The organism is Flavihumibacter rivuli (assembly GCF_018595685.2).
Taxonomy (GTDB): Bacteria; Bacteroidota; Bacteroidia; order Chitinophagales; family Chitinophagaceae; genus Flavihumibacter; species Flavihumibacter rivuli.
Genome location: NZ_CP092334.1, coordinates 3202659 through 3223933, shown reverse-complemented (window position 1 = coordinate 3223933; position 21275 = coordinate 3202659). Strand labels below are relative to the sequence as shown.

General features: G+C 49.0%; 23 protein-coding genes. 8 read left to right on the top strand and 15 right to left on the bottom strand.

The annotated features are described in order from the left end of the window. The 3 genes from KJS94_RS13745 to KJS94_RS13735 form a co-directional block, all read right to left on the bottom strand. Window positions 1–690, bottom strand: a complete 690-nt coding sequence (locus KJS94_RS13745; RefSeq protein WP_214448051.1) for a CPBP family intramembrane glutamic endopeptidase — start codon at window positions 688–690, stop codon at window positions 1–3. A 147-nt stretch (window positions 691–837) separates the two neighbouring features. Further along, window positions 838–3006 carry a xanthine dehydrogenase family protein molybdopterin-binding subunit gene (locus KJS94_RS13740; RefSeq protein WP_214448050.1) on the bottom strand — a complete coding sequence of 723 codons (2169 nt, stop codon included), beginning with the start codon at window positions 3004–3006 and terminating at the stop codon, window positions 838–840. Window positions 3007–3031: 25 nt separating this feature from the next. Next, window positions 3032–3496 (bottom strand): (2Fe-2S)-binding protein, encoded by a 465-nt coding sequence (locus KJS94_RS13735; protein WP_214448049.1) that lies wholly within the window; start codon window positions 3494–3496, stop codon window positions 3032–3034. Between the two features lie 235 nt (window positions 3497–3731). Here KJS94_RS13735 and KJS94_RS13730 point away from each other — a divergent pair, with 235 nt between their 5' ends. Next, on the top strand, window positions 3732–4061 hold the full coding sequence (locus tag KJS94_RS13730; RefSeq protein WP_214448048.1) for a hypothetical protein: 330 nt from the start codon (window positions 3732–3734) through the stop codon (window positions 4059–4061). Here KJS94_RS13730 and KJS94_RS13725 read toward each other — a convergent pair. Next, window positions 4058–5476, bottom strand: coding sequence for an amidohydrolase (locus KJS94_RS13725; RefSeq protein ID WP_214448047.1), 1419 nt, complete (start codon window positions 5474–5476; stop codon window positions 4058–4060). The two genes, KJS94_RS13730 and KJS94_RS13725, sit on opposite strands and share 4 nt — an antisense overlap. Window positions 5477–5540: 64 nt before the next feature. Then, window positions 5541–6197, bottom strand: a complete 657-nt coding sequence (locus tag KJS94_RS13720) for a hypothetical protein (RefSeq protein WP_214448046.1) — start codon at window positions 6195–6197, stop codon at window positions 5541–5543. Between the two features lie 230 nt (window positions 6198–6427). Here KJS94_RS13720 and KJS94_RS13715 point away from each other — a divergent pair, with 230 nt between their 5' ends. Continuing rightward, on the top strand, window positions 6428–7132 hold the full coding sequence (locus tag KJS94_RS13715; RefSeq protein WP_214448045.1) for a response regulator transcription factor: 705 nt from the start codon (window positions 6428–6430) through the stop codon (window positions 7130–7132). A 32-nt stretch (window positions 7133–7164) separates the two neighbouring features. Here KJS94_RS13715 and KJS94_RS13710 read toward each other — a convergent pair whose 3' ends face one another. Beyond that, a complete protein-coding gene (locus tag KJS94_RS13710) occupies window positions 7165–7872 on the bottom strand; it encodes an HAD family hydrolase (RefSeq protein ID WP_214448044.1) in 708 nt (235 codons plus the stop codon). A 167-nt stretch (window positions 7873–8039) separates the two neighbouring features. On the opposite strand from KJS94_RS13710, the gene gcvT reads away from it, so the two are divergent. The 5 genes from gcvT to KJS94_RS13685 all read left to right on the top strand — a co-directional run bounded on the left by gcvT (window position 8040) and on the right by KJS94_RS13685 (window position 11948). Then, window positions 8040–9125: a glycine cleavage system aminomethyltransferase GcvT gene (gene gcvT, locus KJS94_RS13705; RefSeq protein ID WP_214448043.1), complete on the top strand. Its 1086-nt coding sequence runs from the start codon at window positions 8040–8042 to the stop codon at window positions 9123–9125. A gap of 113 nt (window positions 9126–9238) precedes the next feature. Continuing rightward, entirely contained in the window at window positions 9239–10237 is a 999-nt protein-coding gene (locus tag KJS94_RS13700) for a polysaccharide deacetylase family protein (RefSeq protein WP_214448042.1), read from the top strand. A gap of 53 nt (window positions 10238–10290) precedes the next feature. Beyond that, entirely contained in the window at window positions 10291–10764 is a 474-nt protein-coding gene (locus KJS94_RS13695; protein WP_214448041.1) for an SRPBCC family protein, read from the top strand. A 67-nt stretch (window positions 10765–10831) separates the two neighbouring features. Beyond that, complete coding sequence (locus KJS94_RS13690; RefSeq protein WP_214448040.1) at window positions 10832–11560, top strand: 2-phosphosulfolactate phosphatase; 729 nt, start codon at window positions 10832–10834, stop codon at window positions 11558–11560. 43 nt (window positions 11561–11603) lie between these two features. Next, complete coding sequence (locus KJS94_RS13685; RefSeq protein WP_214448039.1) at window positions 11604–11948, top strand: hypothetical protein; 345 nt, start codon at window positions 11604–11606, stop codon at window positions 11946–11948. Here the strand turns inward: KJS94_RS13685 and KJS94_RS13680 are convergent, their stop codons facing one another. Further along, a complete protein-coding gene (locus tag KJS94_RS13680) occupies window positions 11949–12515 on the bottom strand; it encodes a GNAT family N-acetyltransferase (RefSeq protein WP_214448038.1) in 567 nt (188 codons plus the stop codon). It lies immediately after the preceding gene. Window positions 12516–12632: 117 nt separating this feature from the next. Here KJS94_RS13680 and feoB point away from each other — a divergent pair, with 117 nt between their 5' ends. Next, window positions 12633–14741: a ferrous iron transport protein B gene (feoB, locus tag KJS94_RS13675; RefSeq protein ID WP_239804174.1), complete on the top strand. Its 2109-nt coding sequence runs from the start codon at window positions 12633–12635 to the stop codon at window positions 14739–14741. Window positions 14742–14776: 35 nt separating this feature from the next. On the opposite strand, the gene KJS94_RS13670 is transcribed toward feoB, so the two are convergent. The 8 genes from KJS94_RS13670 to KJS94_RS13635 form a co-directional block, all read right to left on the bottom strand. Then, window positions 14777–15394 (bottom strand): thioredoxin family protein, encoded by a 618-nt coding sequence (locus KJS94_RS13670; protein ID WP_239804173.1) that lies wholly within the window; start codon window positions 15392–15394, stop codon window positions 14777–14779. A gap of 159 nt (window positions 15395–15553) precedes the next feature. Beyond that, window positions 15554–15952, bottom strand: a complete 399-nt coding sequence (locus KJS94_RS13665) for an arsenate reductase ArsC (RefSeq protein WP_214448036.1) — start codon at window positions 15950–15952, stop codon at window positions 15554–15556. Window positions 15953–15968: 16 nt separating this feature from the next. Further along, the gene (gene arsB / locus KJS94_RS13660) at window positions 15969–17012 is read right to left on the bottom strand and encodes an ACR3 family arsenite efflux transporter (RefSeq protein ID WP_214448035.1); all 1044 of its coding nucleotides are present in this window, start codon (window positions 17010–17012) and stop codon (window positions 15969–15971) included. 73 nt (window positions 17013–17085) lie between these two features. Beyond that, on the bottom strand, window positions 17086–17526 hold the full coding sequence (gene arsN2, locus KJS94_RS13655) for an arsenic resistance N-acetyltransferase ArsN2 (RefSeq protein WP_214448034.1): 441 nt from the start codon (window positions 17524–17526) through the stop codon (window positions 17086–17088). A gap of 36 nt (window positions 17527–17562) precedes the next feature. Continuing rightward, window positions 17563–18420 (bottom strand): arsenite methyltransferase, encoded by an 858-nt coding sequence (locus tag KJS94_RS13650; RefSeq protein ID WP_214448033.1) that lies wholly within the window; start codon window positions 18418–18420, stop codon window positions 17563–17565. A 30-nt stretch (window positions 18421–18450) separates the two neighbouring features. Further along, window positions 18451–18786, bottom strand: coding sequence for an ArsR/SmtB family transcription factor (locus KJS94_RS13645; RefSeq protein WP_214448032.1), 336 nt, complete (start codon window positions 18784–18786; stop codon window positions 18451–18453). A gap of 133 nt (window positions 18787–18919) precedes the next feature. After that, window positions 18920–20257 carry a M24 family metallopeptidase gene (locus tag KJS94_RS13640; RefSeq protein WP_214448031.1) on the bottom strand — a complete coding sequence of 446 codons (1338 nt, stop codon included), beginning with the start codon at window positions 20255–20257 and terminating at the stop codon, window positions 18920–18922. Window positions 20258–20348: 91 nt separating this feature from the next. Continuing rightward, the gene (locus KJS94_RS13635; RefSeq protein WP_214448030.1) at window positions 20349–21269 is read right to left on the bottom strand and encodes a DMT family transporter; all 921 of its coding nucleotides are present in this window, start codon (window positions 21267–21269) and stop codon (window positions 20349–20351) included. Window positions 21270–21275 lie beyond the last annotated feature (6 nt).

Here is a 21275-nt window from a genome sequence, read left to right as displayed (position 1 = left end):
TTACCAGCCTAGCAGTGCTTTCAGTTTCAGGTCAAGGTTACTGTATACGAGGAACAAGAATAAACTATCAACCAACCCATGGGCTATGATACATACCCATAAGTTGTATCCGGTCCTTATAAACAACCAGCCAAAGAGGATTCCTGCCAAAAAAGTAATCGTGATCCCGCTAGGTCCCTGATAAAGATGGATCAGGGCAAATGCTACAGCTGATAACAAAATGGCCAACCAATTTTTTCCTGTTAGCACTTTGATCCTTTCCAGTATGAACCCCCTGAAAACCACTTCCTCGCAGAATGCAGCTGTAATCCAAATCGACAACATCATTCTTGCAAAAACCTTTGTATCTCCCCTGAGCTTATCAAACCTGGTTAGGTCAGTAACCTGACCGGTCAGTTTTTCAATAAATGGTGTAAATACCCAGTCAATTAGCACCCAAAAAATCACCCCATACAGGATCCCCAGCAAGAGGGTGGATAAAAACGAGCCCGCATTGATTACCCCCGTCCTTTTCAAACTCTTTTCATCATTCCAGGCAAAAAAGAATACGGCAAGTGTGCATATTACCAGTGAACCAATTGATAACCACATGCCGGGGGGCAGGAACTGTGGCAAATAGATAACTATTGCGATGATCGCCAACTGGAGTAGGGGCTTGGTTGGTTTGCTAAGTGCGAGGGATGATGACATGTGCTGACAACTTTATATTTAGGTAGTAACAATTGTCATAGCAATACGGAATCCAAAGTGTTGAACTTTGGATTCCGCCACTACAGCCTTGCTTCATGTCAGGATTTAAAAGTATGATTTATAACATGCCTGGAATAGCACACCCTCTTAAACCTTATTGATATCAAACGGTAATCTGCGTATACGTTTGCCTGTTGCTGCAAAGATGGCATTGCAAAGTGCAGGCGCCAAAGGTGGCAAACCGGGTTCACCAACCCCTTTGATCTTCCCCCCATCAGCTATATAATGTACCTCTATTGGTGGGGTCTCGCTCATCCTTACCACCGGGTTATTATGGAAGTTGGATTGAACCGTCCTTCCCCTGTCAAAACTGATACCGTTCTTGATGGCTGCTGAAAGTCCCATGATCACAGCCCCCTGTACCTGGCCTTCTATGGTATCAGGGTTGACTATGGTGCCCAGGTCAATGACCGCATATACTTTCTCGATCTTCACACCATCGCCTTGCTTCGACACTTCCACTACCTGGCCACAAAGCCCTGCAAAGAACTCCCATTGGGCTACGCCCCTTCCCCATCCTTTGGGCAATGGCTTATCCCAATTGGACACTGCCCTTAGCTTCTCCAATACCTTCTTGGTATCCGAGTCCTTGGTCAGCATTTCCATCCTGAATACCATCGGGTCTTTACCTGCCGCAACAGCCATCTCATCAATGAAGCATTCATGTGAAAAGGCTAGCGTGGTACTGGTCACGGCACGCCATGCCGCTATGGGAATATGCAGGTCGGCATAAACATAGAGGTTCCTGATATTGGGGATCTCATACTGTTGTTCGCTGATCCCTTCTGTCATACCCCTGTCCGATTTGGTCTTGTCGTACTTGGGATCCCTTGATGCGTCTATGGATGGCGAGATCACTTTGTGCTGGAAGGCCAGTGCCTTGCCGTCAGCACCTATGGCACCCTTCATGGCAGAAAAGGTCATAGGCCTGAATGGTCCTTGCTGGGTGTCATCTTCCCTTGTCCAGATCACTTTGACCGGCTTCCCGATCTTCTTCGATACCTGAACGGCCTCATGTACATAGTCGGGATATAACCTCCGGCCAAAACCGCCGCCATTGAAGGTTACATTCACCTTCAGCTGCTCATCGGTTATGTTGTACTCCTTGGCAAAGTCGCGCTTGATGCCGCTGGGCACCTGGGTGGATGTCCAAATCTCCAATTGGTTCCCTTCCTTCCAATGGGCTACACAGTTCATGGGTTCAATGGGAGAGTGCGACACCATGGGTGTTTCATAGAACGCCTCCAGTTTTTTAGCAGCATCGGCGAAAGCCTTGTCAAAATCCCCAACTTTATGGTCTTCCACACCCTCTGTCTTGGCCAGCTCCCGCAACTGTTGCTCATAGGCCTTGGTATTGAAACTATCATAACCCTGGAAATCCCAGTTCACCTTCAATGCCTTCCTGCCCTGTAAGGCAGCCCAATAATTATCGGCAATAACTGCCACTCCGGTATAACGGTATTTACCAATGATCCTTTCGCAGGTAACCACATCTGTTACACCCTTGACCTTCCGGGCGGCGCTATCATCAAAGTTGACCAGCTTGCCCCCAAATACGGGACAACGCTCAACTGATGCATATACCATACCCGGCACTTCAATATCAATACCAAATACTGCACGTCCTGATGATTTCAGCGGCACATCAGGGCGCATCGTTTTCTTACCCAATATTTTAAAGTCCCTGGGGTCCTTCAATTTCGGCTCCTTGGGAATTTCAAGCTTGGAAGCTGCCTCGGCCAGTTCATTGTAGGCAAGGCTTTTCCCTGATGGGCGATGGTAAACTTTTCCCTGTTCTGCATAACATTCTTCCACCGGAACATTCCAGGTCTTTGCTGCCGCCGTCACCAGCATTTCCCTTGCCGATGCTCCCACCTTCCTTAATTTGTCATAACTGGACCTTACTGAAAAACTACCGCCAGAAAACTGGTCCGGCCCGAGTGACCTTTCCCCTCCTGATTGTTTGATCGTCACCTGGTCGAGGGAAACTTCCAGCTCCTCTGCGATCAGGGAAGGGATGGACTGGAACGTACCCTGGCCCATTTCCGGTTTCGTATTGAATATGGTGATGCCACCACCTTTCTCGATGATGATATATGGGGAAAGCTCGTAGGTCTCTGTTGCATCATTCATCAACACAACCGCATCGGCAATATTCCCCTTCACGTAAGAGAGGCCCAGGATGAATCCGGTACCAGTTAGGCCGGTCATCCTCAGGAAATTACGGCGACTAAGATTAGAAGACTGTTTTTCCATTGTTCAATAGTTGAATGGAGGTGAATTATTTCTTCATGAGTTCGGCAGCGCGGTGAATGGCACTGCGAATGCGTGGATAAGTACCGCATCGGCAAAGGTTACCCTGCATTGCCGCATCGATCTGTGCATCGGTGGGATTGGGGTTGCGCTTCAATAATGCAACCGCCGACATGATCTGGCCCGACTGGCAATAACCGCATTGCGGCACTTGCAATTCGATCCATGCCTGCTGAACGGGATGATCAATATTTTCCGACAACCCTTCGATGGTGGTAATTTTCTTACCGGAAGCCGCTGTGACAGGAGTACTGCAGGAGCGGATCGGATTGCCTTCCAGCAATACCGTACATGCCCCGCACTGGGCAATACCGCAACCGAACTTTGTTCCCTTCAATCCTATAAAGTCCCTGATGGCCCAGAGTAAGGGCATTTGCGGATCTGCATCAATGGTGTGGGACTTGTTGTTAATGGTCAGTGTAATGGATGCCATAACAGTATTTTTCAGGACAACTAATCTACCGATTTTTCAGGGTAAATGGTGAAATATTATTGTATCCCGCTTTGTGTAAGCTACTGCCCAAATTTGTCCTAAACAATATAACAGGATCGTATAAGTGAAAACCGTTGCCTGCCACCTGGCATCCTGTGGCCTATTCAATTTTTAGCCCGGCTTCACGGGAAAAACACCCCTTTCCCACTGGTAAAACACCTTCTATTGTCCTGCTGTGTCTTTATACCTTGTTGTAAAGAAAGTCCTGGTGAACCCAACTGAACAATTAAGCAATATTTCCCCCAGCCCTTCATCGCGCGAGGTTATTGAAAGGTTATCCATTCCTGAGACCAATAATACCATTGCAGTAATATTGCCCGGGGAGGAACTGAACGAACTGTTGGGCCTGGACGGAAGGCCGCACCAGGGGATCCACGCCTATATAGGAATCGAAAAACTGGCCAATGGCCAAACAATTGCCAAGTTGTTTACTGTTGCCTGCACCACCTCCGATTCAGAGAAAAAAATTGAACCAATTGTCAGCATTAAAGGTGTGAACTTCTAGTCCAGGTTGGGCGGGCCATCCGGCAATTGCGCCTTCCAAACCTCATTCCCTTTCCTGGCTTCAAATTCTTTCCGGATATCGGTCCTCAGCTTTTCATTTTCAAACAGGTCAACCATAGTCAGGCCCAGTGCCTTTGCAGCATATAACATGCCTTTATGGCCAATGCTCATGCCTCCGCATGCCACAACTACCCAGGAATGCCAAGGTGCTTCAGCAGGCGCGGTTGGGGCCATCAGGGTGATCTCCGGAACAATATAACTGACATCACCCACATCAGTAGAACCTCCTGCAGGATCGGGGTTGGTCTTCTCCAAAGGTTTCACCTTTGCATCCATGCCTTTGTAAGGTGCACCATATTCCTTCATGATCTTCTCGGCAAAAGCCAACTCTTCCGGTGTGTAACTGATACCACCCAGCAGCTCAAGGTTCTTTTGTAATGCAGTTGCACCCGCTTCATTGACCAGGAGCTCATACAGGCCACTGTTCAATTTGATCTCATAGTCTACACCGGCCATAAGTGCCGCGCCCTTGGCAATATCCCTCATGCGTTCTTCCACTGCCTTCACCCCAGAACGCTTGCTGTCCCTGATCCATAACCAAACACTTGCAGACTCGGGTATAACATTGGGAACCTTGCCGGCATCCTTGAAAACATAGTGCATGCGCACACTGGGCCTTACATGCTCACGGAGGTAGTTGATGCCATCGGTGAATAACTGCGCGGCATCAAGCGCACTTCTGCCATTCCATGGGTCAAAGGCAGCATGGGCACTCTTCCCTTTAAAGATGATTTCATGGTCAATAACCGCCTGGGAACTCTGCATATTTGCCCTGATCTCAGCATCCGGATGCCAGTCGAGGCAAACATCCAGGTCGCTGAAAAGACCTTCCCTTGCCATATATACCTTGCCGGCACGGTCTTCTTCGGCCGGGGTCCCATAAAACCGGATAGTCCCCTTGAGCTTACCCGAGGCGATCAATTCCTTTACGGCTACAGCTGCACCGAGGCTGCCGGCCCCAAACATATTGTGCCCACAACCATGACCGTTACCCCCGGGTTGCAATTCTGCCCTCACCGGCTCCGTCTTCTGGGAAAGGCCGGGCAATGCATCAAATTCACCCAATATGCCAATGATCGGCCTGCCTGAACCATACTCTGCCACAAAGGCCGTTGGAATTGCTGCAACTCCCCGCTTCACCCTGAAGCCCTGCTTCTCTGCATAATCTGCCAACACTTTGGCCGAATTCGTTTCTTTCATCGCCAGTTCGGCAAAGGACCACACCTGGTCACTTAACTGGATCAATTCCTTTTGGTGCTTGTCAACAGAAGACAGGACATTTGATTTATTGCCGCTCATTTGGGCAATGGAGATTTGGGTCAGGCAGAGCAGACCAAGGATCGATGGGACTCTCATAATTGTTAGTTAGGTATTCCAATTTAGTTTAAACAACTGGAATTCCCGTACCCTCCTTTATTTATCATTGCAGGAGGCTGGCCCTGATCTTTTCCCTGTTGAATAACGCCTTTACCTGCGTTTGGAAGATCTCATCTGCCAACTGTTGCAGTACCTTCACACTTCCGGCCACACCCTTCTTGTCCACAAAAATATCCTGGGTGGTTTCCGAAGCCAGTAATTGGCCGGACTGGTCATAGATATCCAGCTTGAGGTCGTACAACACTTCATACTTGATGGTGGTAAAGGTGGGCGTTTCTTCCGCTTCCCATTTCCTGATGGTAAAGAAAACCAACCTTTCCTTTCCTGATGAGGTAAAAGCCTGCCTTATCGAATCAAAACTGGTGAGGTGCGTGACTACCAGCGGACTATTGTTGAGCTGCTTTTCCGTCAAGCCCTTACTTACGGCATTGGTAAACTCCTCCGCCAGGGGCTTACCCGACTCTGTTTGCATATTGTATTCGATCTGTCCCGTTGACTTCATATGCCCACAGAAACTGGGCTTTTCCTTTCCACTCAGGACATCGGGTCTCTGGTCCTGGAAACTGACCAGCATCGACTTGGCTGAGGCATAGTCGGGAGCCACTTTCTTCTCTTCAAAACTCATTTTCCTACCAACCGAACAACCGACCAATAAAAAGAGGCCAATCAGCATGGCAAACAGTACATGACTTTGTTTCATTGTGCAAGGTTTAGGGTGATGCTTAAAATTATCCTGTCACCCTAGCTCATACCATGACCTTCATCAATTCGAAAAATGATTTATTAAACATTTGACCATATATCCCACCTCCGATGCCTATTATAAATACTTGCAATTATTTGATATTTACCTTTTTGTATCACCTATTCAGAAAAAAATTCCACAAAGTGGGTAGCGTTAATTTGGATTTTCCAGCCAAATTGCAGTTGGTGAAAGCTTCTGATAAAAATACCATGACAGTAGCCATGGTGGACGACCACAAATTGTTGAGAAGTGGTTTGGCCTACATGGTTAATTCGTTTGAAGGCTTCAAAGTAATTTTTGAGGCCGGCAACGGAAAGGAGCTTATTGAACAATTGAGCTTCCACCCGGCCCCCGATCTCATCCTGCTTGATATCAACATGCCGGTAATGAACGGCTATGAAACTGCCGCATGGATCAGGCAAAACCTTTCACGTACCAAGGTGGTGGTACTGAGCATGCTGGATGCAGACCTGGCGATTATCCGGATGCTTAACCTGGGAGCCAGGGGCTACCTTCGTAAGGATACCGATCCCAAGGAATTCCAAAAATCACTGAACCAATTAAGAAGGACGGGCTTCTGCCTGAACGAAACCTTTAACCGCAGGATGAACCTGAGGCAGCCCATCGTTTCGCAGGAAATGGACGAAGAGAATGCAGAGGAGCCTGATTTCTTCAAGCAGGCGGTAAAGGTCTCCAGCCTTTCAGAGAGGGAACTCAATTTCCTTCGCCTGGTGTGTACCGATAAGACCTACAGGGAGATCGCGGAGGAATTGAATGTTTCCCCCCGGACAGTGGATAGCTATCGCGATTCGCTTTTTGAGAAACTGGGTATCTCCACCAGGATGGGTCTGGCCCTTTTCGCTATCAAGAATGGTATCGTCATGGTCTAGGCTTTAATTACTCCTTTACTAGCAGCAGATGGTCAGCGCCAACTAAAATAGTCCAGGCCTTCAAGTATCCCCCCACAACCCGGCTCATCAGCGAAATAGACTGTTTCCTTTTTATCCAGCAAGGCCTTCAAGCCCGGTTCTGCGTTACCGACAACCACCGACTGGTATCCCGCATCCAGCATGGACAGGTCATTCATGGTATCGCCACAGGCCATAATGCGGTGGTTGGGAATTCCCAATACTGCCGCTAGTCTTTTCAATGTATATCCCTTATTGATACCCGCCGGCAACACATCGAGGTATTTCCCGGCAGAATAGATGGCTTCACAACCCAGGCTGCTTAGCCTTCCATAAACCTGGTTTGGCTGGTGGCCTTTTTCATAATAATAGGATGACCTCCTGTTCATAGGCACTTCCTGCTTACTTAATCCTTCGACCCCCATAAGCATATTCTCTACCAGTTCTGCTCCCGGCCACCGGGCTTCTATTTCAGCATGGATGGGCTGAACGGGTTGGAGTGTCTCGCCGGCTACTATGGTGGCCCCAACATCAGCAATGATGTAGTCGGGCTTCGGAAGGAAAGGATCAATAAGTAAGGGAGAGACCGCATCAAGGCTTCGACCGGTCACATATGCCAGGCGGATGTCAACAGTTGAGCGTATCCACTGGTAAAGTTCCTCCCTTTGCGCATTGGTCCCGGCAAGGAAAGTCCCATCGAGGTCTGTTGCCAATAAAAACATTGCCCAAAATTAGCCATAGCCCTGATGGCGTACAATAGTACGACGGCCTGCCCTCGTTTAAGCCTTTAGTTTTCAGCAAGATGCAGTCATTATTTTAATGGCTTTTTCATAGCAGGTGGTCGATCCAATGCTTTCCGCTACTTTTGCGACCGAAATAATGCAGCTATATGAAGAATACACCGTTCACCCATAAGCACCAGCAACTCGGTGCAAAAATGGCGCCTTTCGCAGGCTATAACATGCCCATTTCCTATTCAGGGATCAATGATGAACACCAGGCAGTAAGGACCAATGCCGGGGTGTTTGATGTCAGCCATATGGGTGAATTTATTCTTAAGGGTCCCGGGGCACTGGACCTAATCCAACGTGTTACCACCAACGATGCCTCCAAGCTAACTGCAGGCAAGGCCCAGTACAGCGCCCTGACCAATAACGAAGGTGGCATCGTGGATGACCTGATCGTTTATTGCATTGAGGAGAACAAGGTATACATGCTGGTAGTTAATGCCAGCAATATTGAAAAAGACTGGAACTGGATAAGCCAGCACAATACCGGCAACGTGGAAATGCACAATATATCTGATAAAACCTGCCTCCTTGCTATCCAGGGCCCCAATGCCACCAGGATCTTACAGTCACTAACGGAAATGGATATCCTAAACCTGAAGTATTATACTTTTGTGAAAGGAAAATTTGCCGGTGTTGACAATGTGCTGGTGAGTGCTACCGGTTATACCGGATCGGGCGGTGTGGAGATCTATTTTGAAGATAGCGATGGCGCTGCAGACAAGATCTGGGATGCGATATTTGAAGCAGGAAAGGCGTCAGGAATCAAGCCAATTGGACTGGGTGCCCGTGATACCCTTCGCCTTGAAATGGGATATTGCCTTTACGGAAACGATATTGACGATACCACTTCACCCCTGGAGGCTGGATTGGGCTGGATCACCAAGTTTACCAAGGACTTCACGGCAAGGCCAATCCTGGAGCAACAAAAGGCTTCGGGTGTATCGCGTAAACTGGTTGGTTTTGAGATGATCGACCGTGGCATTCCCCGCCATGACTACGAGATCAAGGATGCGGAAGGAAATACTATTGGTAAAGTAACCAGCGGTACCCAATCCCCATCGCTGGGTAAGGCCATTGGCCTGGGTTATGTGGCCACCTCACATGCCGCCATCGACAGTGAGATCTTTGTTGCAGTGCGCGATAAACAACTGAAAGCAAAAGTGGTAAAGATCCCTTTTCAATAACTGATGAACTATATTGATAAAAGAAAGCCGCATCCCATTGCGGCTTTTTCTTTAACTGTCCCTGCCTGCATCAACGCATTTCTTTGCTACATTTATCCCAAACATTCTGAACGATGCGGGCCATAAACTTACTCTCCCTTCTATTGTTGGGTGCTGCTGCGCAGGCACAAACTGATACCACTTTTGCAGAAAGGCTAGGTTACCCAAAAGGCGCCAAAGTGATCATCCTCCATGTGGATGATGCGGGCATGAGTTATGATTCCAACATTGGCGCTTTCAAGGCGCTGGAAGAAGGGGTGGCCAGTTCTGTCAGTGTAATGATGCCCTGCCCATGGGTTCCCCACTTTGTTCAATGGCTGAAACAACATCCCAGGGTTGATGCCGGCTTACACCTTACCCTTACTTCAGAATGGGACAATTACAAATGGGGCCCCGTTAGTGGTCGCCCGGCTGTACCTGGTCTCGTGGACACGCTCACCGGCGGCATGTATGCTACCGTGGCAGCAGTGGATAAATCGGCCAAACCAGAGGAAGTAGGCAGGGAGATCAGGGCGCAGATCCAGAAAGCCCGGCAGATGGGATTTGAGCCCACCCACCTCGATACCCATATGGGCACGGTCTATGCTAACCCGGCCTTCACCATGCAATACATCACTGCCGGTATCGAGCACAAGATACCGGTAATGGTTCCCGGAGGCCATAACACCATCGTATCCCGGGATATGCCCGAAAAGGCCGATGCGCTGAAACAGGCTAAGATGATCGGCCAGATGCTATGGAAATCCGGTTTGCCGGTGCTCGATGACCTGCACAATAATAGTTATGGCTGGAAGATCCCCGAGTCAGCCAAGAAATCCGATAAGGCATTGCAGGATTTCGGCACCCAACAATACATCACCGCCATGGAAGAATGCAAGCCGGGTCTTACCATGATCATCATGCACTGCACCCAGCCCACTGAGGTATTCCCACATATCAGCGACAGCGGTCCTACACGCAAGGCGGACCTTCTCGCCATGCTCGATCCCCGGTTAAAGAATTATATCAGGGAAAAAGGCATTATTCTCACTACCTGGCGGGAACTGATGGAAAGAAGGAGCCGGATCAAATAAATTGGAACGATTTTGGCCCGGTTCCATCACCACTCACCAATCAGTGATCTTCTATGCCCACTATCCACCTGACCGTATTCATCAAGGCGCCTATCGAAAGGGTCTTTGACCTGGCCCGAAGCATAGACCTGCACAGGAAATCCATGGCCCATACCGGTGAGGAAGCGGTTGCCGGCACCACTATGGGGTTGATCGGACTCAATGAAACGGTTACCTGGAAAGCCAAACACCTAGGCAAACAAAGGGTGTTCAAATCAAAGATCACGTCATTCCAAAAGCCTTCAGGCTTTGTGGATGAAATGATGGATGGTGATTTCAAAAGCTTCCGGCATGAGCATCACTTCAAGGAAGTGGATAATGGTACCCTGATGATCGACTTCCTGCACTATGAAATGCCCTATGGCGCCCTCGGCAAACTGGTTGACCGCTTATACCTGAACAAATACCTTATCCGTTTGCTGGAAACGCGCAATGAAGCGCTTAAACAAAGTGCTGAGACCGATAAATGGAAACAATTCATTAAGTAAGCTACCGATATCAGTTGCCGGATGGCATTCGCCAATCCTTCTTATTTTTGCCCCCACAATTTTTGAAATGAGCCAGAAACCCAGTCTTTATACCTCTATCTCACCTGCCTTATTGCACTTGTATGATGTTAGCGATAGCGTGGTGGTGATCATTGATGTGCTGCGTGCCACTTCCACCATTGCCACTGCATTGTATAACGGTGCCGCCTGTGTGATACCCGTCGACAGTGTTCCGGGTTGTATCGCGCTTGGCAAGGAGTTGGGAGCCATCACCGCGGGCGAGCGCGATGGCAAGGTTGCGGAAGGACTGGAATATGGCAATTCCCCCTTTGAATATCCAAGGGATTTCATCGGTGATAAGACCCTGGTGCTTACCACCACCAATGGTACCAAGCTCTTGCATATGGCCCTGAACAATGGTGCACCCATCGTGATCACCGGTTCATTTCCCAACCTCGACGCCGTTTGCACCTTCCTGTTAAGCCAGAAGAAGAACGTACTCCTGGGATGTGCAGCCTGGAAGGATCGCTTTAACCTGGAAGACACTTTATTTGCCGGGGCGGTTATTGACAGGATCGGCGAGCATTTCCATATCAATTGCGACGCCTCCCAGATGGCCCTTTCCCTTTACAAGGAGGCCCAGCCTGATCTGTACGAATTCATGAAAGCGAAGAATGCCTCCCACTACCAGCGACTCACCGGCTTTGGGCTGGAGAAAGATATCCGCTACTGCCTTACCCCCAATGGAGCCAATGTACTGCCCATTTACCGTGATGGCAAGTTGGTAGCCGGTTAATCAGGAGTCCCGCTTGCTTTGTACCTTACAGCAAATTGCTGGTATGTACGAACACAAAGGACAACCTGTTATCAGCAGGCGCAAATTCCTGATGAGGCTTTCGGGAAATATCGTCTGGGTCCTGGTCCTCATCATGATTTCCCTATTGATCGGAACGATTGGGTTCAGGCTTACCAATGACAATGACTGGATCGACTGTTTTCACAATGCCTGCATGTTACTGGGGGGAATGGGGCCGGTCATAGAAATGCGGTCAGATCCGGCCAAACTATTCTCTTCCTTCTTCTCCATCTTTTCCGGCATAGTATTCATCACCAATATTGGTGTACTACTGGCACCGGTCATGCACCGGGTATTCCACCGACTGCACCTTGAAGAACCGAAATGATCAACCCAATTGCTTTTCGTACAACCTTACCCCAGGTCCATTCTGGTAATGGATGGTGGTCAGTTCCCTGAATCCCATTTTGGACAGAAGGGGATCATTGTGGATATTGGCATTCATCAACCTGCAGCATTTTAATCCTTCCGCCTTCATTTGCTCCAGGGCTTCCTCCAGCAGCATTTTGCCATAGCCCCTTCCCCTAACCGAAAAATCAACGGTCCACAACCAAAGGAATCCAAAATCCCCATCATAGGAGGCGAGCTGGTCCCAGGCAACCGATTCTATGATCCGCAACTTTTCCCAACCTTTCACCACATAAGGAGGCTGGTTCCTGATCACATTCTCCTCGACCACGGGAGGGAAAGCCCCATTGGGTAACCAGGCTGCCAGCCCGGCATTACCCGGCGCGACAACCAGGCTCCCTTTCTCCAGGCAACAGTCAAGTGCCGCTGAAAAGTAGGCTTCCATACCCCGCTGCTGCTGGACCTTGGTGCCAGTGAATACATCAGAAAACAAAGGATCATCAGCATAATTGCTTACCAGCAAAAGGGTAGTTTGCATCAGGTTCATGGCGCAAAGATATTCCAGGGTGGCCTTCAGCCTTCCAAATCAGCCCTTCTTCCCGAAATCGTAACTAGAATCAACCGGGGCTTAATATTTTTGTTGATTAACTACATGGCTAAAGGCATGATTCATATTGGATTGGTAGGAAACCCCAACAGTGGAAAAAGCTCCCTGTTCAACGCCCTCACGGGACTGAACCAGAAAGTAGGCAATTTCCCGGGGGTAACTGTAGACAAGAAAACTGGAATTACTGATTTAGGAGAGGGATTGGAAGCCGAGATCACAGACCTTCCTGGCACCTATAGCCTTTACCCCAAAAGGGGGGATGAATGGGTGACCTATAAAGTACTGATGGGGCAGGATAAGGAAGCCAGCCTTAACATGATGATCCTGCTGGTGGATGCCAGCAACCTGAAGAGGAACCTTTTATTTGTATCCCAGATCATAGACCTGAAACTCCCGGTAGTGGTAGCCCTCACCATGATGGACCTTGCCAGGAGAAAGGGAATTGAGATTGATGTGGAAGGACTGGAAAGGGAACTGGGTGTGCCCGTTGTACCCGTGAACCCCAGGAAGAACAAGGGTATTGGCCAGTTGAAAAAGGTAATGGCCCAAACCGCCCAAAACCTCTATAAGGCCCCGGCCAGGGATTTTATCGCCAACAGGGACCTGGCAGCCAATGCGGTTGATACGATCAAGGGCAGGATCGATGGCTTGAGTGATTATAAGGCCATCCACTACCTGATCAACCACGAACATTTCGACCTGCCACAGTCATTACAGGATACCATTGAGCAAACCGAAAGGGACAATCAATTCAACCCCACCAAGACCCAGGCAGAAGAGATCCTGCAGCGCTATACGCGGATCAAGCACATCATGCAACTTACCGTATCGGAACCCGATCCCTTGCAGAAAAGCCTGTTCACCGAAAAGCTGGACAATATCCTCCTGCATAGGGTTTGGGGTTATGTGATATTGCTGGGTGTATTGTTCCTGCTTTTCCAGAGTGTTTTCCTGATCGCCCAATACCCGATGGATGCCATTGAATGGGCCTTTGGGCAGTTGGGTGGCTGGCTGGGAGGTGTCCTTCCGGAAGCCTGGTGGAGCGACCTGTTCATCAATGGTATTGTAGCGGGCCTGAGCGGGATCCTGGTATTTGTACCCCAGATCATGATCCTGTTTGGACTGATCACCATCCTGGAAGATACCGGCTACATGGCCCGCATCAGCTTCCTAACTGATAAGCTCATGCGAAAAGTGGGGTTGAACGGCAAAAGTGTGATGCCCATGATCAGCGGCTTTGCCTGTGCCGTGCCAGCCATCATGAGCGCCAGGAATATTGAGAATACCAAAGAGCGGTTGCTGACGATCCTGGTTACACCTTTGATGAGTTGCAGTGCAAGGCTCCCGGTATTTACCATACTCATTGCGCTGGTCATTCCACAGCAACACCTGTTTGGATTCATCAGTCTGCAAGGCCTGGTGATGATGGGACTATACCTGCTTGGTTTGGTGATGGCCATGGTCATTGCCTGGATCGCCAAGTGGTTCATCAATATTAAGGAGAAGAGCTTTTTCATCCTGGAACTGCCTATGTACCGGGCGCCCCGCTGGAAGAATGTCTTCCCCACCATGATCCAGAAGGCCCGCATATTCGTGACCGACGCCGGTAAGGTGATCATGATCATCAGCCTGCTATTATGGGCCTTGAGTTCTTACGGGCCAAAAGAAAGAATGGAAGCGACCACGGCCTATTATGAAAAGCTGAAGGTGGAACAACCCCAACGCCTGACCGAAATAGAACGCGAACAGAATGCCGCTTTGCTGGAGAACTCCTATGCGGGCATTTTGGGCAAGAGCATTGAGCCGGTGATCAAGCCCCTGGGCTATGATTGGAAGATCGGTATTGCCTTGATCACCTCCTTTGCGGCAAGGGAAGTTTTTGTGGGAACAATGGCTACCTTATACAGTGTGGGTGAAGATGACGAAAGCGGCCTGTTGTTGAGGGAGAAAATGCAGATGGCCAGAAAGGCAGATGGTTCACCGGTTTACACCCTGGCAGCCGGTGTTTCCCTCATGGTATTCTATGTATTGGCCATGCAGTGTATGAGTACCCTGGCCATTGTTAAGCGCGAGACCAAAAGCTGGAAATGGCCTATGATCCAGTTAGGCTATATGACCGCGCTGGCCTACCTGATGAGTTTACTCTTCTACCAGCTCTTAAAGTAATTAAACAAAAAAGCCCGGAATGAACCGGGCTTTTTTTATGCTTTTACCCATTGGCTGGCCTTCAGGGCTGCTTCCACAACCTGCTCTGATATCTCCACTCCCTTATCCCTGGCATACCAGCCATGGATCGCGTTGTATAGGTCTTCCTTGACCAGGTTGGTATTCTTCTTCATTTCCAGCACAAGCGCAGCGGCACTGGTTGGCCTTGGACCCCAGGTGCCCAATACCTTACCTGAATCACGGGCGATAAACATGGTCTTAGGGATAGACCTGGTGCCATTGGTAAGGAATTGATCCATTAATTCAAGGTTCTCGTCACGAAGGACTAGCTTATGTTCAATATGTGGGTTTAGTTTGGACAGTTTGTCGATGATGGGCACGATCTGGGCCGCATCGCCGCACCATCCTTCCGTGATGGTGAGCCAGGTCATCGGTTCTGCAATGGATTCCATGGATAACCTGATCTTCTCTGCCGGTTCCCATGTCTTCTCCCACCTGCTCATGCGTTGAATATTCAGCCTGGCATAATCAACCAGCCAGGGTTCCTGGTTGGTACCGGTGGTCTTTCCCTCCTGCATCAACTGATCAACAAGCTGACGATAACCAGGATAGTCATATACGTTCTGCAGGGCTTCAATATTTATCCTTTCCATATTTCCTGTTTGAATGATACTGTTTGCAGTGCCACATTATAGACAGTTATCAGGCTTGAATTGTTGTCTGGCCATTAAAATGCGGCTGCCGGAAGCAAGAACCAATCCGATCCGGGCATATTCGTTAAATATCCAGGTACCAGTTTAACAAATTGACCATCAGATCTCCTGCAATAGGGCCTTGACCTTCTCACTGATAAAGTCCCTCACCTCATTAAAAGCAACAGGATCCATATGCTTGGGATCGGGGATTTGCCAATCCACAAATCTTTTGGCTGGCATCCAGGGACAGGCGTCCCCACAGCCCATCGTTACCACAGCATCAAATGGCGCATATTGCTCCACCTCCTGCAGGGATTTGGATTCGTGGGTAGAAAGGTCATAACCCAATTCTTTCATAGCCGCAATAGCTTTGGGATTCACTACCCCGCTGGGCTTGCTCCCTGCGCTATAGGCTTCCACCGCTTCGCCGCCATGGATTTTCGCAAAGGCCTGGCTCATCTGGCTGCGGTTGCTGTTCTCCACACATACAAAAAGCAGTTTCTTTTTCTCGGACATAGACTATGTTGGTTTATTAGTTGCAAACTTGTTTGGCAAATTTTGTTTTCTGGCCCAGGGCGTATTTCACCAGCAATACCAACACCGGTACCTCGATCAAGGGACCGATCACCGCTGCAAAAGCAACACCCGAGTGGATCCCAAAAACGGCAATGGCCACTGCGATCCCGAGTTCGAAATTGTTACCGGCAGCCGTAAAGGCCAGGGATGTGGACCGGGCATAATCAGTTCCCGCCTTCCTCGACAGGTAGAAGGAGGAAAAGAACATGATGGCAAAATAAAAGGTGAGGGGCAAGGCGATCTTCACAACATCCAAAGGAATCTGTACGATCAGGTTGCCTTTCAGGCTAAACATCAGCACGATGGTCAACAAGAGGGCCACCAGGGTGATCGGGCTGATAGCAGGCTGGAATTTTTGCTCGTACCAATCCAGGCCTTTCAGTCGAACCAGGACAAACCTCGAGATCATTCCTAAAAGGAAGGGAATACCCAAATAGATAAATACACTTTGGGCGATCTGGCCAATGGTGATGTTGACCTCGTAACCTTGTAATCCAAATAACGGGGGGAGTTTGGTAATAAAGATCCAGGCATACACCGGGTAGAACAGGACCTGGAAAATGCTATTGAAAGCAACGAGGCCTGCAGCATACAACCGGTCACCATCTGCCAGGTCGTTCCATACAATCACCATGGCAATGCATCGGGCAATACCGATCAGGATGAGACCGGTCAGGTATTCCGGTTCATCCCTGAGGAAAATCACCGCGAGCCCAAACATCAGGAGCGGGCCAATAATCCAGTTCTGGATTAGTGAAAGGGCGAGGACCTTCTTATTGGCAAAAACCTTGGGAAGCTCTTCATATTTCACTTTAGCGAGTGGGGGATACATCATCAGGATGAGTCCAACGGCAAGCGGGATATTGGTGGTGCCGGTTTGCCAGGAGTTGATGGTATCAGCGGCTCCGGGTACGAAATAACCAATGGCAACGCCAATAACCATGGCCAGGAAGATCCAAAGGGTCAGGTTACGGTCAAGCAGTGAAAGTTTCTTTTCCATATTTTAAATAAGCAGTTTTGGTCATGCTCCACAAAGAGGGGAGTAAAAAGTCCGATATAGAAATGTAATTGTGTTAGGCAATGGCCTTGGTCATGATCACCGCTGATGCAGGGCAGAGACCATTGAATTCCCGCGAGCCCAAAACAGGTTCAGCGACTACAGAACGATCCACCTTCACAAAGCCCTTTGCCGAAAAATAGGTTTCAGCCGTATTGGTGATCAGGTATAATTGTTCAACACCCATGGTGCGGGCATATTCTTCCAGTTGGCTGACCAGCTTCCCTGCGATCCCATTCTTCCTGAATTCTGCGTCCACTACCATGGAACGCAACAAACCAGATGGTCCGTAACACTCCAGCCCAATGGCACCAATGATCCGATTATCAAGTTCCGACACAAAAAAGTGGGGGAGCGCAGGGTTAATATCTTCTGTAGGCAATGGCTGGGCCTCGAGCAGTTTTACCAACTGCCCGAGGTCTTCAGCTACTGCTGGCCTGATCTTAATATTTTCCATTGAATCAAAAATTTTATTCAATCAGATAACCATTTATTAGCAACAACCGCCACCAGGGGTACATGCCTTGGTTGCTGTTTCTTCAGGTTTTTCAGCATATACAGTAATGCTGATGATCCTAACCTTTCCTTCCTGATATGCTTTCACTTCCTCATCACTCAGGTATTGGGCAAGGATCTCATCAGGGATATTGATCACTTTCTCTTTCTGCAGTTGCAAATTCACAAATCCGTTGGACTTAATAGTACCCAGGTAATCCTCTTTCTGGATCGCACCGGAAATGCAACCGGCATAGAGTTCAGCTACTTCCTTCCATTTGGCAGGCATTTCCCCTTCGAGTACAATATCAGAGATGGAAAAATGTCCACCAGGCTTAAGCACGCGGTAGATCTCCTGGAAAACTGCTTCTTTGTTGGGTACCAGGTTGAGCACGCAATTGCTGACAATAACATCAGCGCGGTTGGCAGCAACGGGCATTTTTTCAATGTCACCAAAGCGGAACTCGACATTGTTGTAACCCAACTTCTCAGCGTTCTCCCTGGCTTTTTCGATCATTTGTTCGGTAAAGTCAATACCAATCACCTTTCCCTGCTCACCAACCACTGCCCTGGCAACAAAGCAGTCGTTACCGGCACCGCTACCCAGGTCGATCACTGTATCACCTTCCTTGATCTTTGCGAAGGCTGTGGGAAGCCCACAACCCAGGCCCAGGTCAGCATCAGGGTTATACCCCTCCAGTTGGGAGTAGTCGTCGGACATAATGGTGTACACCTCATCGCCGCAGCAGGAGCTGGTGGCCCCGCAACAGGAGCTGAGGTTTTGGGTCTTTGACTGGCTGGCAATGGCGCCATATTTTTCTTTTACCAGTTCTTTGATCTCGATGTCTTTTTTCATGGCTATATGTTTATACTTTAAAAAACTGCGTTAACAACATGTCTTCCCCTGGTTTAGCTGGAGGGTGCCGAATAAGGCATTGAACTGCTCCAGCAGGCTGGCAAGTATTTCCCAATTGATGCAATAGCAAGACCTTGGACCGTCGATGGTCCCCTTGATCAGGCCTGCATCCTTTAATTCCTTAAGGTGCTGGGAAACCGTGCTTTGGGCCAGTGGCAATACCTCTACGATATCACCACATATGCATTCATTCCTTTCGGCCAGCACTTTTAGGATGGCTACCCTTGCCGGGTGGGCAATGGCTTTGGCAAAGGCGGCTATTTCCTGTTCTTCTTTATTGAAAATGTCTTTTTTGTTGATGGCCATACCCTTTGTTTTATTTATTATCGCAAATATACGATAAAGAAGATTCCACAAAAATATTTTTTCCATCCCCGGGAATAAAAAAAGCGGGATGCCTCCCGCTCTTGGACTGTTCAAAACCTTAAAGCATTATTTATCAGTCACCTATGCCTGCCTTAGGGCGGGGAACCAGGTAAACTTCCTTTTGCCTTCCATTGATGTACCGGAAGCCGGACTCATCGAAATAACCATCCTGCTCCAGCATGATCCGGATGGTTTTCTTCCATTCGGGAATCTCTGTTGCCGTATTGAGCTCAATGGAATAGGCTGTTCCGTTATGCAAAGGATAATCCCCGGCACCCGGTACACCATTCTGCTGGTCCCACAACCCAATAGTAGGGCCGGCAGCATGACCATGAAAGCCAAGCGGATGGGTATAGATCGACGCTACTATGCCTTCCCTCTTTGCCTGGGCAAGTGCATCGGCCAATATGGTGTTACCAGACTTACCTTCCTTGAACTGGCTGGTCAGGATATCCTGCAGGCGATTGCTTCGTTCGAATGCCTTTTTGATGGAGGAGGGCAACTCCTGTTCACCGGGTTTCAAAACATAAGCATGCTGCTGGATATCGGTATTCAACCTGAGGTAAGTAATACCAATATCAACATGCAGCAGGTCACCCGGCTGGATCACATCATCCTTGGGCCGGTTGGAAAAATTACGCAGGTGTTCAAAGCTCTGCGGGTCATTTCGCTGAACAGAAACCGAAGGATGGAACCAGGTCTCCAGGCCAAGTCCCCTGATCTTCTCCCTGAACCACCAAACCAGGTCATCTGTAGTAGTAATGCCAGGGGTGATCACTTTCTCTGAGAATCCTTCTTCAATGATGCTATGGGTAATATCCACCAATTGGGGATAGATGGCCATCTCACGTGCTGTCCTGGTTTCCAGCCATCTGATGGCCAGGTCTTCCGCGCTTACCACCTTATTCTTATACGCCGCAGGGATCTTTTCCATCATTTCCGCATAGTCGGTATGGTCCAGGCCATCTGCGTGGGCATGGTGAACAGATGTATTGATACCGATCTTTTTGGGTTTACGGGTTTGGATGATATCAGCCAGGGCATCCCACTGGTTGGGGAATTTGGTCAAGTCCCAGGAGGCCTTGATACTCTCCCCAACATTGTACCTGGCGATGGCCAGCTTCTCATATTTATTGTTTGCCGCATCCCGGTAAAACACCAGGATGGTCCTTCTCCGGGCCGACAACCATTCAGCGGGAAGCATGGTCCGCAATACCGGGTCTTCGTTGTACTCCCTGGAGATCAGCACCCACATATCGATGCCAGTCTTATCCATTAATACCGGCAAGAGGTTATCAAACCGGTCGGCCAGGATCTCATTAACCACTTTGGCTTGTTCCCGCAGGGGCAGTACCTGGGCATCAGCAGAACTTGCCCAAAGCATGGCAAGTAAAATCGGGATTTTCCTCATAAGGCAATTTATTACATCCAAATATAGTGGACGATACAACACAGGGGAGCTACTGTTTCGGTTGAACCAGCCCGTTATCGGCGGTCATTTATCAAGCCGGTGCTTCTTCCTGTTGTATACCATCAGACTTCTTGCTATAGGAGATGATCACACCACCAAGCACGATAAGGATGATCCCCATGGTTGTGAACAGGTCAGGCACACCATCACCCAATGCGATTCCCAGCAGGACACCAAAGAATATATTGGCATAGCTGATTGCTGAGACAATACTGGCCTGGTCAGCCCCGTAGGCCCTGGTCACATAGTATTGTCCAAACAATGCCCACAAACCCATTCCCAATATCCAGAACCATTGCATCCCGGCCGGCCATTTCCATTCGAACAGGAACAGGTCATCAGCCGGCAATCCCATTACCAGCCTGATGGACATGGACAGGAGGGGCAATAATATTCCTCCCACCAGAAAGGCCATCACTATTACCCTGGCATCATAATACCTATTCAACCTGCCAACGGTGAGGTAGGCGATGGCAGAAAGGAATCCTGAAAGTATTCCTACCAGGTGGTTGTCCCAACCCACTTCGAGGCTGGGCCGATACACCAGCAACATCCCTGCAAAACCAAGGACAATGGCCCAAAATACCGGCCTGGTGATCATTTCCTTAAATACCATCATGGAAAACAATGCAATCCAGATCGTGGAGGTCTGGATATAGGCATTAGCGGTACCCAATGGCATGGTAAGGATACAATAGAGATAGGTGTAGAGCGAGATCGCTCCCATGAATCCCCGGAACATGAGCCAACCAGGTTTCCCACCCAGCTTGTTAACCGGTGGCTTGAAGATCAACCCAGGTAACATGATCATTAAACCGATAAGGTTGCGCCATAGGACCAATTGTCCTGCACTGAAACTACCTTTTAGCATGCGGGCACAAGCTCCCATCAGGGAGAAACCTAATGCAGCAAGTATCATGAAGACTATTCCTTGGTAGGTGCGCTTAACCATCAGGGG

Excerpts from the sequence above, each read along its gene's own strand:
- KJS94_RS13735 (WP_214448049.1), bottom strand. The coding sequence starts at position 3,496 with ATGGCATCCATTACACTGACCATTAACAACAAGTCCCACACCATTGAT.
- KJS94_RS13745 (WP_214448051.1), bottom strand. The coding sequence starts at position 690 with ATGTCATCATCCCTCGCACTTAGCAAACCAACCAAGCCCCTACTCCAG.
- KJS94_RS13710 (WP_214448044.1), bottom strand. The coding sequence starts at position 7,872 with ATGTTTTTATTGGCAACAGACCTCGATGGGACTTTCCTTGCCGGGACC.
- KJS94_RS13665 (WP_214448036.1), bottom strand. The coding sequence starts at position 15,952 with ATGTCCGAGAAAAAGAAACTGCTTTTTGTATGTGTGGAGAACAGCAAC.
- gcvT (WP_214448043.1), top strand. The coding sequence starts at position 8,040 with ATGAAGAATACACCGTTCACCCATAAGCACCAGCAACTCGGTGCAAAA.
- KJS94_RS13695 (WP_214448041.1), top strand. The coding sequence starts at position 10,291 with ATGCCCACTATCCACCTGACCGTATTCATCAAGGCGCCTATCGAAAGG.
- arsB (WP_214448035.1), bottom strand. The coding sequence starts at position 17,012 with ATGGAAAAGAAACTTTCACTGCTTGACCGTAACCTGACCCTTTGGATC.
- KJS94_RS13645 (WP_214448032.1), bottom strand. The coding sequence starts at position 18,786 with ATGGCCATCAACAAAAAAGACATTTTCAATAAAGAAGAACAGGAAATA.
- KJS94_RS13670 (WP_239804173.1), bottom strand. The coding sequence starts at position 15,394 with ATGGAAAGGATAAATATTGAAGCCCTGCAGAACGTATATGACTATCCT.
- KJS94_RS13700 (WP_214448042.1), top strand. The coding sequence starts at position 9,239 with ATGCGGGCCATAAACTTACTCTCCCTTCTATTGTTGGGTGCTGCTGCG.
- KJS94_RS13720 (WP_214448046.1), bottom strand. The coding sequence starts at position 6,197 with ATGAAACAAAGTCATGTACTGTTTGCCATGCTGATTGGCCTCTTTTTA.
- KJS94_RS13635 (WP_214448030.1), bottom strand. The coding sequence starts at position 21,269 with ATGGTTAAGCGCACCTACCAAGGAATAGTCTTCATGATACTTGCTGCA.
- KJS94_RS13740 (WP_214448050.1), bottom strand. The coding sequence starts at position 3,006 with ATGGAAAAACAGTCTTCTAATCTTAGTCGCCGTAATTTCCTGAGGATG.
- KJS94_RS13680 (WP_214448038.1), bottom strand. The coding sequence starts at position 12,515 with ATGAACCTGATGCAAACTACCCTTTTGCTGGTAAGCAATTATGCTGAT.
- KJS94_RS13640 (WP_214448031.1), bottom strand. The coding sequence starts at position 20,257 with ATGAGGAAAATCCCGATTTTACTTGCCATGCTTTGGGCAAGTTCTGCT.
- KJS94_RS13685 (WP_214448039.1), top strand. The coding sequence starts at position 11,604 with ATGTACGAACACAAAGGACAACCTGTTATCAGCAGGCGCAAATTCCTG.
- KJS94_RS13725 (WP_214448047.1), bottom strand. The coding sequence starts at position 5,476 with ATGAGAGTCCCATCGATCCTTGGTCTGCTCTGCCTGACCCAAATCTCC.
- feoB (WP_239804174.1), top strand. The coding sequence starts at position 12,633 with ATGATTCATATTGGATTGGTAGGAAACCCCAACAGTGGAAAAAGCTCC.
- arsN2 (WP_214448034.1), bottom strand. The coding sequence starts at position 17,526 with ATGGAAAATATTAAGATCAGGCCAGCAGTAGCTGAAGACCTCGGGCAG.
- KJS94_RS13690 (WP_214448040.1), top strand. The coding sequence starts at position 10,832 with ATGAGCCAGAAACCCAGTCTTTATACCTCTATCTCACCTGCCTTATTG.
- KJS94_RS13650 (WP_214448033.1), bottom strand. The coding sequence starts at position 18,420 with ATGAAAAAAGACATCGAGATCAAAGAACTGGTAAAAGAAAAATATGGC.